At 59.5% G+C, this 14,034-nt stretch carries 12 protein-coding genes; 5 read left to right on the top strand and 7 right to left on the bottom strand.

Annotation, left to right across the window (positions count from 1 at the left end):
• Nucleotides 1–55 precede the first annotated feature (55 nt).
• From H4V98_RS17505 to H4V98_RS17485, 5 genes are all read right to left on the bottom strand, one after another.
• Nucleotides 56–439, bottom strand: coding sequence for a NirD/YgiW/YdeI family stress tolerance protein (locus tag H4V98_RS17505; protein WP_231374842.1), 384 nt, complete (start codon nt 437–439; stop codon nt 56–58).
• A gap of 113 nt (nt 440–552) precedes the next feature.
• Complete coding sequence (ureC, locus tag H4V98_RS17500; protein WP_196864453.1) at nt 553–2,271, bottom strand: urease subunit alpha; 1,719 nt, start codon at nt 2,269–2,271, stop codon at nt 553–555.
• A complete protein-coding gene (locus H4V98_RS17495; protein WP_196864452.1) occupies nt 2,271–2,576 on the bottom strand; it encodes an urease subunit beta in 306 nt (101 codons plus the stop codon). Before H4V98_RS17495 ends, ureC begins: the two co-directional genes overlap by 1 nt.
• Before the next feature lie 12 nt (nt 2,577–2,588).
• On the bottom strand, nt 2,589–3,182 hold the full coding sequence (locus tag H4V98_RS17490) for a HupE/UreJ family protein (protein ID WP_196864451.1): 594 nt from the start codon (nt 3,180–3,182) through the stop codon (nt 2,589–2,591).
• Between the two features lie 115 nt (nt 3,183–3,297).
• Complete coding sequence (locus tag H4V98_RS17485; RefSeq protein WP_029523770.1) at nt 3,298–3,600, bottom strand: urease subunit gamma; 303 nt, start codon at nt 3,598–3,600, stop codon at nt 3,298–3,300.
• Nucleotides 3,601–3,901: 301 nt separating this feature from the next.
• On the opposite strand from H4V98_RS17485, the gene H4V98_RS17480 reads away from it, so the two are divergent.
• The 4 genes from H4V98_RS17480 to infA all read left to right on the top strand — a co-directional run bounded on the left by H4V98_RS17480 (nt 3,902) and on the right by infA (nt 9,209).
• Complete coding sequence (locus H4V98_RS17480) at nt 3,902–7,270, top strand: ATP-binding protein (RefSeq protein WP_231374848.1); 3,369 nt, start codon at nt 3,902–3,904, stop codon at nt 7,268–7,270.
• Between the two features lie 5 nt (nt 7,271–7,275).
• Nucleotides 7,276–8,301 (top strand): response regulator transcription factor, encoded by a 1,026-nt coding sequence (locus H4V98_RS17475; RefSeq protein WP_196864481.1) that lies wholly within the window; start codon nt 7,276–7,278, stop codon nt 8,299–8,301.
• Nucleotides 8,302–8,648: 347 nt separating this feature from the next.
• Nucleotides 8,649–8,888 (top strand): hypothetical protein, encoded by a 240-nt coding sequence (locus tag H4V98_RS17470; protein ID WP_196864450.1) that lies wholly within the window; start codon nt 8,649–8,651, stop codon nt 8,886–8,888.
• A 63-nt stretch (nt 8,889–8,951) separates the two neighbouring features.
• Nucleotides 8,952–9,209 (top strand): translation initiation factor IF-1, encoded by a 258-nt coding sequence (infA, locus tag H4V98_RS17465; RefSeq protein WP_026780839.1) that lies wholly within the window; start codon nt 8,952–8,954, stop codon nt 9,207–9,209.
• A gap of 101 nt (nt 9,210–9,310) precedes the next feature.
• Here infA and H4V98_RS17460 read toward each other — a convergent pair whose 3' ends face one another.
• Complete coding sequence (locus tag H4V98_RS17460; protein ID WP_196864449.1) at nt 9,311–10,654, bottom strand: dicarboxylate/amino acid:cation symporter; 1,344 nt, start codon at nt 10,652–10,654, stop codon at nt 9,311–9,313.
• Nucleotides 10,655–10,947: 293 nt separating this feature from the next.
• On the opposite strand from H4V98_RS17460, the gene H4V98_RS17455 reads away from it, so the two are divergent.
• Nucleotides 10,948–11,175 (top strand): hypothetical protein, encoded by a 228-nt coding sequence (locus H4V98_RS17455; RefSeq protein ID WP_196864448.1) that lies wholly within the window; start codon nt 10,948–10,950, stop codon nt 11,173–11,175.
• Between the two features lie 428 nt (nt 11,176–11,603).
• On the opposite strand, the gene H4V98_RS17450 is transcribed toward H4V98_RS17455, so the two are convergent.
• Nucleotides 11,604–13,991: an ATP-dependent DNA helicase gene (locus H4V98_RS17450; RefSeq protein WP_196864447.1), complete on the bottom strand. Its 2,388-nt coding sequence runs from the start codon at nt 13,989–13,991 to the stop codon at nt 11,604–11,606.
• Between the last annotated feature and the right edge of the window lie 43 nt (nt 13,992–14,034).

Raw genomic sequence — 14,034 nt, 5'->3', positions numbered from 1 at the left:
TGGTCGGGCTTGGCAGGCTGTTCAGAAAAGGGGTTGGGTTCGGCGTGCGGGTCCATCACAGTTTGCGCAGTCTTTTGACATCGATTTCCACAGCATTCCATTTCTTTTCGACTTCTCCGAAGATTTCAACCTGGTCTTGAGGTGATACGGTCTGACCAACCCAACGGTCGCTGTCAATTTCCATGTCCACCGTGCCACTGGCATCACGAAAAACGTATTTTTCACCGCCTGTGTGCCGTTCAATTGTGCCCCGCAGGGTGACTTCAGTATCGTCTTTCAGGGTCTTGGCATGCTCTACCGTCACCACGGTCGCGGGGCCCGTGAAGCCGCCACGCGCTGGGGCGGCGTTACCCGTAAAGCCTCCGGCTGAAGATTGTGCGATGGCTGCACTTGCCAGCGCAACGCTTGCAGCAAGAATAGTTATTGGTTTCATCATCATCTGTGAGCCTTTAAAAGTTACATTCTCAGGCCTATTTCTTTCACCCATCGAAATGCTGCGTATTTTCTGCAGCTATTCCCCTTTATCGTCTTGCATTCATTGAGTTACGCAAGTTAAAACAAAAAGTAGCGCTGCGTCATCGGCAAGCTGGTCGCTGGCTCACAGGTCAGCAGTTGACCGTCGGCGCGCACCAGATAGGTCTGCGGGTCGATTTCCATTCTCGGCAGGTAGTCGTTATGCATCATGTGCTGCTTGCGAACGCCGCGAATATTTTTCACCGCGCTGAGCGTCTTGGCCAGGCCAAAGCGTTCCTTGATGCCGGCGGCCAGCCCGGCCTGCGACACAAAGGTCAGCGAGCCCTTGGCGAGGGCGCCGCCAAACGCGCCGAACATGGGTCGGTAATGCACCGGTTGCGGCGTCGGGATCGAGGCGTTCGGGTCGCCCATGGCGGCCATGGCAATGAAGCCGCCCTTGAGGATGATCGACGGCTTGATGCCGAAAAATGCCGGTTTCCAGACCACCAGGTCGGCGAACTTGCCGACATCAATCGAGCCGACCTCGTGCGAAATGCCGTGGGCGATCGCCGGGTTGATGGTGTATTTGGCGATGTAGCGCTTGACGCGGAAGTTGTCGTTGCGCTCGGTGTCCCCTGGCAGCTTGCCGCGCTGCTGCTTCATCTTGTGGGCGTTTTGCCAGGTGCGTATGATGACCTCGCCGACCCGGCCCATGGCCTGGCTGTCACTGGACATCATGCTGATGGCGCCCAGATCGTGCAGGATGTCTTCAGCGGCAATGGTTTCCTTGCGGATGCGGCTTTCGGCAAACGCCAGGTCTTCGGCAATCGAAGGGTTGAGGTGGTGGCAGACCATCAGCATGTCCACATGCTCGTCGAGCGTGTTGATGGTGTAGGGCATGGTCGGGTTGGTTGAAGACGGCAGGAAGTTCGCCTCGCCGACCACGCGCAAGATGTCCGGTGCATGGCCGCCGCCCGCGCCTTCGGTATGAAAGGCGCACAGCCCCCGGCCCTTGGTCGCGGCAATCGTGTTCTCTACAAAGCCCGATTCGTTCAGCGTGTCGCTGTGGATGGCGACCTGCACATCAAGCGCCTCGGCCACGTCCAGGCAGTTGCTGATGGCCGCTGGCGTCGTGCCCCAGTCTTCATGCAGCTTCAGACCAATCACGCCCGCGTTGACCTGTTCGTGCAGCGCAGCCGGCAGGCTGGCATTGCCCTTGCCCAGAAAGCCGATGTTCATCGGGAAGGCGTCGGCGGCCTGCAGCATGCGCTCGATGTTCCACGGGCCGGGCGTGCAGGTGGTGGCAAAGGTGCCGGTGGCCGGACCCGTGCCGCCGCCCAGCATGGTGGTGACGCCCGAGGTCAGCGCTTCCTCGATTTGCTGCGGGCAGATGAAGTGGATGTGCGAGTCAATGCCGCCAGCCGTCACCAGCATGCCTTCGCAGCTGATGATCTCGGTGCCGGGGCCGATGATGATGTCGATGCCGGGCTGAACGTCGGGATTTCCGGCCTTGCCGATGGCGGCAATGCGACCGCCTTTCAGGCCAATGTCGGCCTTGACGATGCCCCAATGGTCGAGGATGAGCGCGTTCGTCATCACTGTGTCCATCGCGCCTTCGGCATTGGTTCTTTGCGACTGCGCCATGCCGTCGCGAATGGTCTTGCCGCCGCCAAACTTGACTTCCTCGCCGTAGCTGCCGGCGCGCAAGGTGTAATCGGCTTCGACCTCGACCATCAGATCGGTGTCGGCCAGCCGCAGCCGGTCGCCCACCGTGGGACCAAATATTTCCGCGTAAGCGCGGCGTCCAATGCTTGCCATTAAAGCGCTCCCTGAATGAGGCCGCGAAAGCCGTAGATTTTTCGCTCGCCCGCAAAGTCCACCAGCTCGACGGTGCGCTGCTGGCCCGGCTCGAAGCGAACGGCCGTGCCGGAGGCGATATTGAGCCGCATGCCGCGCGCCGCATCGCGGTCAAAACCCAGCGCGCCGTTGGTTTCGGCAAAGTGGTAGTGCGAGCCGACCTGGATCGGCCGGTCGGCGGTGTTTTGCACGACCAAAGTGAGGGTGCGCCGGCCCTCGTTGAGCAGGTGGTCGGGGCCGTCGGTGAACAGTTCGCCTGGAATCATGGGGTGCTTTCTTCAGGCCAGTCGGACCAGCAGTGTCAGGCCCAGCGCCGCGACGCCGGTGCCCGCGAGGCGTGAGCCCCAGGTGCTGGGACGAAAGCTCAAGCCCAGGCCCAGACCGATGGCATGCAGCGCCAGCGTAGCCAGCAGCATGCCCGACAGCGGTGCCAAGATATTCGCAGCACCTGCCAGTTCAGTGCCATGCGCAACGCCATGAAAAATCGCAAACAGGCCGACCAGTGAAGCGGCCAGCGCAGCAGGCAGGCGTGTGCGCAGCGCCACCAGCAAACCCAGCACCAGCAGCGAAGCAGCAATCATCGGCTCGACCGCCGGAAGTGCCATGCCGGCCAGGCCCATCACTGCGCCTGCCAGCAGCATCGCCGCGAAAGCGAGCGGTCCGGACCACAACCGGCGGGCGCTCAAGGCGCTCCAGAAGCCCACGGCCAGCATCGCGGCCAAGTGGTCCAGGCCGGTGAACGGGTGCTGCAGTCCATCGGCGAAGCCAATTTCTGCGTGGGCAGCAGGATCGGTGCCCATATGGGCTGATGCGCCGGTCACCATTGCGCCAGCAGCTATTAATAAAATAGCGTGAGTCAGTTTGCGTGACATAAGGATAATTCCTGAAAAAAGTATCAAAACAGGCTATAGCGCAAGCGGGCAGGGCGCAAGCAGCTATTAAAAAAAGAGTGACTGTGCAAAGAAGCAGGCTGGGTGCGCAATCCTTTCAGACAATCGGCTGGTGCACAGTGACCAGCTTGGTACCGTCGGGAAAGGTGGCTTCGACCTGGATGTCGGGAATCAATTCGGCAATGCCGTCCATCACGTCGGCGCGGCTCAGGATGGTGCGCCCTTCGCTCATGAGTTGCGCCACGGTCTTGCCGTCGCGTGCACCTTCCATCACCGCGGCGCTGATCAGCGCCACGGCTTCGGGGTAGTTGAGCTTCAGGCCGCGCGCGCGGCGCCGCTCGGCCAGCAGGGAGGCGGTAAAAATCAGCAGTTTGTCTTTTTCGCGGGGCGTCAATTCCATGGGGCTCTTTCGGGTTCGGCTCTTCCAAAATTGCAAGATTGGTGCCACCGGCGTTCAGGACCTGCTGCCGGGGGGGGGGGGGCTGCGGCTGCGTGGCACAAAAGCTGCTGTAAGCATGGGATCTAAAATTTTTCTGCCTGTCACCCACGCCTTCATGGACACCACCACGCCCTTACCGTTGATTCAGCCGGGCACGCCCCTGGGTTTGCCGGATGAAGACCAGGGTGTCGGCCCCAAGGTGGCGGTGCAGAGCATCATCAAGGTCAGGCGCGACTACAACAGCTGGGTCGCCAGCGAAACCATGGAAGACTATGCACTGCGCTTTACACCGCAGCGCTTTCGCAAATGGTCGGAATGGCGGGTGGCCAACACCGCGTTTGGCGCCGCGTCATTTCTGATTCTGGAGGCCGTGGGAGCCACCTTGCTGGTGAAATACGGATTCACCAATGCCTTCTGGGCCATCGTGGCGACGGGGCTGATCATTTTCCTGGCGGGCCTGCCAATCAGTATTTATGCGGCGCGCTATGGCGTGGACATGGACTTGTTGACGCGTGGCGCAGGTTTCGGCTATATCGGCTCGACGCTGACATCGCTGATCTATGCCTCGTTCACCTTCATTTTCTTTGCGCTGGAAGCCGCTGTCATGGCCTATGCGCTGGAACTGGCTTTCGGGATTCCGCCCAAGTGGGGCTATCTGGTTTGTGCACTGGTGGTGATTCCGCTGGTCACGCATGGGGTTTCGACCATCAGCCGGCTGCAGGTCTGGACGCAGGGGCTGTGGCTTGTCATGCTGGTGGTGCCGTTTGCCTATGTTTTTGTGCACGCTCCCGGTGCGTTTTCTGGTGTTGTCAACTATGCAGGCGAAAAAAGTGCATCGGGCACTTTCAATCTGCATCTTTTTGGTGCGGCCTTGACCGTCGGCATTGCATTGATCACCCAGATGGGCGAGCAGGCTGACTACCTGCGCTTCATGCCGGTGCAGACGCCCGCCAACCGCTGGCGCTGGTGGGCCGGTGTGCTGATCGGCGGACCGGGCTGGGTGCTCCTGGGAGTAGTCAAGATGCTCGGCGGCGCGCTGCTGGCCTACCTGGCGATTTCCAACATGGTGCCGCTGGACCGGGCGGTGGACCCGAACCAGATGTACCTGGCGGCTTATGAATATGTGTTTCCCCACTACGGCTGGGCGGTCGGTGCGACGGCGCTGTTTGTCGTGGTGTCGCAGCTCAAGATCAATGTGACCAATGCCTACGCCGGCTCGCTGGCCTGGTCGAATTTTTTTTCGCGGCTGACGCACAGCCATCCCGGCCGGGTGGTCTGGCTGGTGTTCAACACCGCCATTGCCTTCATGCTGATGGAAATGAATGTGTTCCAGGCCCTTGGCGACGTGCTGGGGCTGTATTCAAACATTGCGATTGCCTGGGTGATGGCGGTGGTGGCCGACCTGGTCATCAACAAGCCGCTCGGCCTGTCCCCGCCAGGCATCGAGTTCAAGCGCGCCCACCTGTACGACATCAACCCGGTCGGCGTGGGCGCGATGGCGCTGGCGTCGCTGCTGTCCATCACCGCGCACCTGGGCTTGTATGGCGAACTGGCGCGCGCTTTTTCAGCCGTCATTGCCATGACCACGGCGTTTGTCGCGGCGCCGCTGATTGCCTGGGCAACGAGCGGGCGTTATTACATTGCGCGCCGTTCTGCGCCACTGGCTGCCGACGGGCCTTGCCAACGCCACGCCACCCAGCGCTGCGTGATTTGCGAGCGCAGCTACGAAGGCCCCGACATGGCGCATTGCCCGGCCTACCAGGGGCCGATCTGCTCGCTGTGCTGCACGCTGGACGCGCGTTGCGGCGACTTGTGCAAGCCCCATGCGCGCCTGTCGGTGCAGTGGTCTGCAGCCCTGCGCTGGTTGCTGCCGCGCCGCATCTGGCCGTACCTGGACACCGGCTTGAGCCACTTTTTGCTGCTGATGACGGTCATCGTGCCACTGCTCGCTGCTGTGTTTGGCTTGCTGTACCGCCAGGAAATCAGTTCGGTGGCCGAACTGGCGGCGTCCGATTCGGCCTTGCGATCAGGTTTTTTGAAGGCCTACATGGCGCTGCTGGTGATGGCCGGACTGGTTGCCTGGTGGCTGGTGCTGGCGCACAAGAGCCGGCAGGTGGCGCAGGAAGAGTCGAACCGCCAGACGCACCTCTTGATGCAGGAAATCGAGTCCCACCGGCAGACCGACGAAGCGCTGCAGCAGGCCAAGCGCGTGGCCGACCAGGCGAACCAGGCCAAGAGCCGCTACATCAGCGCCATCAGCCACGAGTTGCGCACGCCGCTGAACAGTATTCTGGGCTATGCGCAACTGATGGGCGAAGACGCCGGCATTCCGCCGCACCGCAAGCAGGCGGTCAACGTCATCAAGCGCGGCGGCGAGCATCTGCTGTCGCTGATCGAGGGCACGCTGGACATCGCCCGCATCGAGGCTGGCAAACTGACGCTCAATGTCAGGCCGATGCCATTCGCTGACTGTGTACACGAAATAGAGGGAATGTTCGAGTTGCAGGCGGCGGCCAAGGGCCTGCGCTTTGTGTTCGAAGCCGTCGGCAACCTGCCTGAACTGGTGCGCGCCGATGAGCAGCGGGTGCGGCAGGTGCTGATCAACCTGCTGGGCAATGCCATCAAGTTCACCGCCCAAGGCCAGGTCACTTTCCGGGTGCGCCATGCGCGCGAAATGGCCTACATCGACATCCAGGACACCGGCCCTGGCATGAGCGCGGCTGAACTTGACAATATTTTTGAGCCCTTTGCGCGCGGCAGCACCGCCGGCCAGAGTGTGGGCGGCGCATCGGGCGCGGGCCTGGGCCTGACGATCGCCAAAATGCTGACCGATTTGATGGGCGGCGAGATGACCGTGGTCAGCGCGCCGGGCAAGGGCTCGGTGTTTGGCATCCGGCTGTTTTTGCCGGAAGTGCACATGGCAGCGGGCAGTTTTCCGGCGACCAAAATCCGCAACGCCCGGCGTCGGCCTCAGGGCTATGAAGGCGTGCGGCGCAAGCTGCTGGTGGTCGACAACGAGGAGCCCGACCGCGAACTGCTGGTGCATCTGCTGGAGCCCATGGGCTTCGAGATGCGCACCGCTGCCAGCGGCCACGACTGCCTGGACCTGCTGGCGGCGGGCTACCGGCCCGACGTGATTTTCATGGATTTGGCCATGGCCGGCATTGATGGCTGGGAAACGCTGCGCCGCGTGCGCAAATCCGGGCATGCCGGCATTCACCTGGCAATCGTGTCGGCCAATGCTTTTGACAAGGGGCTGGACAACGATGTGGGCATACGCACGGAGGATTTCATCCTCAAGCCGGTGCGCCACACCGAACTGATCGACTGGCTGGAGAGAACCCTCGGCCTGGTCTGGTGCCATGCCGACCCGACACCAAACCCCGCCTCGATGCTTGTCATGCCCGCGCTGCGCATATTGCCGGATGCGCGCCAGCTTGCCAGCCTGCTTGAAGTGGTGCAGTTGGGCTTTTACAGGGGTATTCACAACAAGCTGGCGGACATTGAAACCCAGCAACCTGCCACCGCAGCCTTCGTCGAGGAGATGCGCGTGCTGGCGCGCCAGTTCAGGTTCGAAGCCATGGCCAGCCTGCTCACGCAAATAACAGACACACAAGGAGAAAGGCCATGAACAACATGCCTGACGCGCCGACAAGGGGAAGCTGCCTGAACGATACCCTGGACCGTGTCAACAGCGATGTGGTGCTGATCGTTGACGATGTGCCCGACAACCTGTCGGTGTTGCACGATGCGCTCGACGAGTCGGGCTACACCGTGCTGGTTGCTACCAGCGGCGAAGCCGCGCTGCAACGTGCCCGGCAGGCCCTGCCCGACATCGTGCTGCTCGACGCAATGATGCCGGGCATGGACGGGTTTGAAGTTGCCCGGCAACTCAAGGCCATGCCTGAAACGGCCCATATCCCGATCATCTTCATGACCGGCCTGACCGAAACCGAGCACCTGGTAGCGGCCCTGCAGGCCGGCGGCGTCGACTATGTCACCAAGCCAATCAAGCCCAAGGAAGTGATGGCGCGCATGGGTGTGCATCTGCAGGGCGCACGTCGGGCCCGGCAGGAAGTGCGGCAGGCCGGGCAGGCGCGCAACGCCCTGGATGCGTTCGGCTACGCCAGCATGACGGTACGGATGAATGCGAACGGGCAGGGTGACGGCAAGCTGATCTGGCAGACGCCGCTGGCGCGTGATCTGCTTATGCGCTACTACGGCACCACCGCGCCGCAAACGCCCGAGGCGGTCCTCGACTGGCTGCGCCGCCACCTGCCTGATGCCCAGCGCCAGATCGAGCCGCCGCGCCTGACGATCGAGCAGGGGCCGCGTCGCCTGACATTCCGGCTGCACCAGCAAACCGACGACAGTGACAGCGGCGGCGACTGGCTGATCGTGATGCGTGAAATTTCGGACGATGCGGTGTTGCAAGTCCTTGGCCTGAGCTTCAAGCTGACCGCCAGAGAAGCCGAGGTGCTGTATTGGGTGGTGAAAGGAAAGGTCAACCGTGACATCGGCGACATTCTGGGGTCCAGCCCTGCAACAGTGAAAAAACACCTGGAACGGGTGTACGCCAAGCTCGGCGTGGAAACCCGCACCGCCGCTGCCGGCCGCGCCATGAACCGCATCCGTCAACTGCATCCGCAATTTGAATGTTGAACGAACAAGAGCCGCTGACGGGTTGCCCGGTTATAATGGTGGGTTCGGTAACGCATCAGCGTTTTTCATCGAAGTCTTTATTACACCCGGCTTCTTTCTCAAATGCGGCGCTTCCCAGAGCCCGAATTCCCAGCGATCTGGCACTGCTTTCAAGGTTTTTCAGCTTTGATGCCCACAGCACTGTTTCATTTCCTGGCGAGCACTTCCACCAACAGTGCCCACTTATGGCTCAACCCCGCCCGGCTTCTCAATGAACTGGCGGCTAGATACCGAATACACGTTGGCTTGCTCGCAAGCTGGTTACCCTTTCCCAAAGAAGCCGGAAAAAATATCCGGCGAAGATTTTTATGAATATGAACGACACCCGAATAGAGGTAGGTAAATACCTTGTCTCGCCAGTTGCAAAAAAGCAGGGCGAAGGCCGCTTTGCGGCTTCAGTTTCCATCCGCTCCGGTCGCGGCAGCGGTACCCATGACAGGGTGCTGCGTTTCACCGGAATTTTTGACAGCGCTGCTGCTGCCGTACATTACGCTACCGAACACGCACTGGGCTGGATTCACGAAAGCTCGTCCCCTGTTTGCGCATAAAACACAGCCAGCCCGTGTGGGCTGGCGATACAAAATAATTTTTTGAAATATCAGGAGTTTTAGATGGCAAAAGAAGAATTAATCGAAATGCATGGTCTGGTTGACGAGGTGCTGCCCGACTCGCGTTTTCGCGTGACGCTGGACAACGGCCACAAGCTTGTGGCCTATACCTCGGGCAAGATGCGCAAAAACCACATTCGCATTCTGGCCGGCGACCAGGTGTCACTGGAACTGTCGCCTTACGACCTTAGCAAAGGCCGCATCACTTTCCGTCACATCGCAGGCCGTGGGCCCGGTCCTGCACCACGCCAGAATCGCTAAAGCGCAATAAAGTTTCCGCAAACTGGGGCAGCATCAATGCTGCCCCAGTTTGCCGTTGACAGACAGTGAATGTGCCCGGTCGGGCGCATTCACTGAAAATATCAAGACCCAACGGCCATGTGTTCCGTTTTTTTGTCCAGCACCATTTCAGGTTCCTGGGCTTCTTGCCATGTCTCGTTGTTCAACCCGGCTTGAAGCCGCACAACGTCAAGCTCATTGGTCCACTTCGCCACGACCAGCGTCGCCACGCCATTGCCGATCAGATTGGTGAGCGCACGCGCTTCCGACATGAAGCGGTCGATTCCCAGAATCAAGGCCAGGCCAGCCACCGGTACGGTGCCAACTGCCGACAGTGTCGCCGCCAGGACGATAAAGCCGCTTCCCGTCACACCCGCCGCGCCTTTTGAGGTCAGCAACAAGACGCCAAGCAACGTGATTTCCTGCATCAATGTCATGGGCGTGTTGGTGGCCTGCGCAATGAAAACAGCCGCCATCGTCAAATAAATCGAGGTGCCGTCCAGGTTGAACGAATAGCCGGTGGGAATCACCAAGCCCACGGTCGTCTTTTTCGCGCCCAGGTTTTCCATCTTTTCCATCATGCGCGGCAGCACTGTCTCAGACGATGAGGTGCCCAACACGATCAACAACTCTTCTTTGATGTATTTGATGAATTTCCAGATGCTGAAGCCATGCAGGCGGGCGATGGTGCCGAGAACGACAAAGATGAAAATCAGGCAGGTCAGGTAGAACGCGCCCATCAGTTTGCCCAGCGAAAACAGCGAACCGACGCCATACTTGCCAATCGTGAAGGCCATGGCACCGAAGGCACCGACAGGCGCGACCTTCATAATGAATCCCACGATGGCGAACAACACATGGGATGTTTTCTCGATCAAGTCAAACACCATCGTTCCCCGGCCGCCAAAGCGGTGCAAGGCAAAGCCAAAAAGCACAGCCAGCAGCAGCACTTGCAGGATTTCACCCTTGGCAAACGCATCGACAAATGCGGTTGGAATGACATTCATGATGAAGTCGGTCGTGCCCACCATCTTTCCGGGCGCGGTGTAAGCCGCAATGGACTTGGTATCCAGCGTCGTTGCGTCAATGTTCATGCCGACGCCCGGTTTCAAAACATTGACCAGCACCAACCCGATGATCAGCGCAAAGGTGCTGACAACCTCAAAGTACAGCAGTGCCAGTCCGCCGGTCTTGCCCACCTTCTTCATGTCTTCCATGCCGGCAATGCCCACCACCACGGTGCAAAAAATAATGGGCGCGATCATCATCTTGATCAACTTGATGAAGCCATCACCGAGCGGCTTCATGCTTTCGCCCACCGAGGGATAGAAAAAGCCCAAGGCAACGCCGGCAATGACGGCACAAATCACCTGGACGTAAAGGGAACGGTAGAGCGGCGGTTTCGAGGGGGGTGTTGAGATGGTCATACGGATAGTGCATCGGCTGATGCGGTGTTGAGAGAAAGTTCAATATAGCCAGGGTATCCTGATTGAATATTCGTGAAAACCACATACGGTGTTTTTTGACATTGAAATATGAGGCCAACGTATTTTTTCGATTTTATGACCGCCTATTTTTTGTGGATATCCGATCAAGGCTGAAAAATAAAAATACGTTGCCGTCCTACAGCGATGCGTCACCGCAAATGATTAGATGACTCACCTGTCAGTTGAGTCATCAGCGCTCACCGTGCTGTGACTCCCATACAACGAGTTTTTTCATGCCTTTAAACACGACCCCTCCTTTTCCCGGCAGCTACCTTCCCAATAAGGCGGTGACCACAGACTTGAAGACCGAATACGCCCATTTGCGCGATGAACTGGAACGTCTGCTAACCGAACCAGACAAGGACTTCCAGAGGATTGATGCTTTGGTTGACCAGCTTGAACTGGTTCAACTCGCTTTCAAGGAGCAGCACGGCATCAAGGGCAACAATCCCAATGAATGAAGTGCGACAAGAGGGAAGAATGTATGCAGATTGCGTTTAAAAAAACGCTGGATCAGGTTTTTCGGTTACGTAAAACGCTCTGCTTTTGCAAGCCTGAAAAGCTTGACGTTTGTGGGGGGAAAACCTTTTTCCATCTTTTCGGACTGGATGCATGAAGTGCCTGGTTTCAGAGGGGCTTGCAAAACTACAGAGTCTTCGGATATTTCTTACGGGTGTGTGTCTTGCATGCTGGCAAAAGTCGCAAGCGATTTCTTTTAACTTAGGGCTCTCAACCGCAAAAACCCATTTCCAAGGAGATCAACATGCCCATCATTGCCTGGTTACTCGGTGTTCCCATCACTGTCATCTTGTTGTTGATGCTCTTCGGGGTATTCTGAAAAGCTTGCTGAACATTTGTGCAGACGAAAACCCCGCTTCGGCGGGTTTTTTCATGGTGACGCGCTATCAACCGACACTTCCCTTGGCCAGATTTCGTCGATGGGATTCGCAGGGCGGATCCGCATTTGCCGAACCTCCCACCACGCAGGCAGCAGGCGTTTGACTTCCGGTCGCGCAAACCTGTCATCCATAAGAAAAATCACGCCTTGGTCTTGTGTGGTGCGTATCACCCGGCCCGCAGCTTGCACGACTTTTTGAATGCCCGGATAAAGATAGGTGTAGTCATACGCCTGACGAACGCCAAAATTTTCAGCCATCCGCAGCTTGATCTGCTCATTGACCGGATTGACCTGTGGCAGCCCCAGGGTGGCGATGAAGGCACCAATCAGCCGCTGGCCGGGCAGGTCGATGCCCTCGGCAAACGCGCCGCCCAGCACCGCAAAACCAATGCCTTTTCCCTCAGGCACAAAGCGCGCCAGGAACTCGTCGCGCGCCACTTCATCCATGCGCCGGGTCTGCATCCAGATCGGTATTTGCGAATGCAACTGCTGGAAGCGCCCCGCCAGTTTTTCCAGGTAGTCGTAACTGCTCACGAACACCAGGTAATTGCCCGGTTGTTGCTGGTATTGCCGCGCCATCAGCTGCGCGATGGGCGCCAGTGACAACTCGCGGTGCTGGTACCGGGTGGATATGTCGCCGACGACCTGCACCGCCAGTTGCTCGGCCAGGAATGGCGACGGTACATCCACCCATACCGTGTTGGCCGGCAGGCCGAGTGTGTCGGCATGGTAGTTTTGCGGGCTCAGCGTCGCAGAAAACAGTGCGGCCGACCGGGCAGCGGCAAAGCGCGGCGCCAGGAAAGGCGCGGGCACGACGTTGCGAATGGACAGCCGGCTGAATCTGGCCGCCGGGCGGTTGGCTGAAAAGGCATGCCGACCTTGTGCCGTATCCTGCGTGATGTCAAACAGGGAATGCGCACCAAAGCTTTCAGCCATGCGCGAGAAATGCAGCGCATCAAAGTAAAAGCGCTGCAGTGCGGTATCCACTCGCGTCGGATTTTCCTCCAGATCATCGCTGATGGAACTGGTGGCGTTTTGCAATGCCAAGAGGAACTTGTCCGGCAGACTGGCGCGAACCTGGTAAGCCTGATCGATCGGATGTTGCGGATCCCTGGCCAGGTCGCGCCAGACGCGGTGCAGGCGGTCAAGCGGCTTTTTCAGCGCGGGTCCGGCCGACTGCCGCACGCCGGCCAGATCGGTCTGGTCCAGCTCGGCTGAATACATCTTTCGTGCCCGATCCACCAAGTTGTGCGCCTCGTCAACCAGCACGCTGACGCACCAGCCGTTGGCCACCGTCAGGCCATGGAGCAGCGCGCTCACGTCGAAGAAATAGTTGTAGTCGCCGACCACCACATCAGACCAGCGCACCAGGTCCTGGCTCAGATAGTAGGGGCACACGCCATGCGCCAGCGCTACCGTGCGCAACGTTTCCTTGTCCAGCAGGCCGTCCGCACCGGGTTCGGCCAGCGCCGCGCTGCGTGCCGCCGGCAGGCGGTCGTAAAAACCCCGTGCCAGCGGGCATGACTCCCCATGGCAGGCCTTGTCCAAATGCTCGCAGGCCTTGTCACGCGCCACCAGCTCGATCACGCGCAAGGGCAGGGACGGTGCGCCGTGCTTGACCAGCGCCAGCGCATCGAGCGCCAGGCGGCGGCCCGGCGTCTTGGCCGCCAGAAAAAATATCTTGTCAATTTGTTGCTTGGGCGCGGCCTTGAGCAGCGGAAAAACGGTGCCGATGGTCTTGCCAATGCCTGTGGGCGCCTGCGCCATCAGGCAGCGGCTGCTGGTGGCAGAGCGGTACACCGCTTCGGCCAGTTCGCGCTGGCCGGTGCGAAATTCTGCATACGGAAAAGCCAGCGACGCCAGCGCGTCATCGCGCGCTGCTCGGTGCACCATTTCCCGCTGCGCCCAGTGCAGGAATTTTTCGCACTGCGCTTCAAAGTAAGCTTTCAGCGTCTCGGCGGTGAAGTGCTGGGTTAAAACGGTTTCCTGCTGGCTGTTGATGTCCAGATAAACCAGCGCCAGCCGCACCTCGGCCAGTTCGAGCTTCTGGCACAGCAGCCAGCCGTAAACCTTGACCTGCGCCCAATGCAGTTTGCGGTGGTTTTCAGGCATCGCGGCCAGGTCGCCGCGGAAGGTCTTGACCTCTTCCAGCTGATTTTTTTGCGCATCGTAGCCATCGGCGCGGCCCCGCACATGCAGTTCCCTGTAATCGCCCGAAAGACTCAACTCAGCCTGATAGCCTGCATGGCGGCGCGAAGCCACCAGCGCATGGCCGGCAATGCCTTCCTGGGCAGACGGTGAAGGCGTGAAACGCAAGTCCAGGTCGCCCTGCTTGGCAGTGAATTCGCACAGCGCCCGGACGGCTACGACGTAACTCAATTCACAGGCTCACTGGCAGCTTTTGCCGCCTCTTTCGGCTGCA

It is taken from the genome of Polaromonas sp. CG_23.6 (genome assembly GCF_029892315.1).
GTDB lineage: Bacteria > Pseudomonadota > Gammaproteobacteria > Burkholderiales > Burkholderiaceae_C > Polaromonas.
This window is presented reverse-complemented; position numbering and strand designations above follow the sequence as displayed.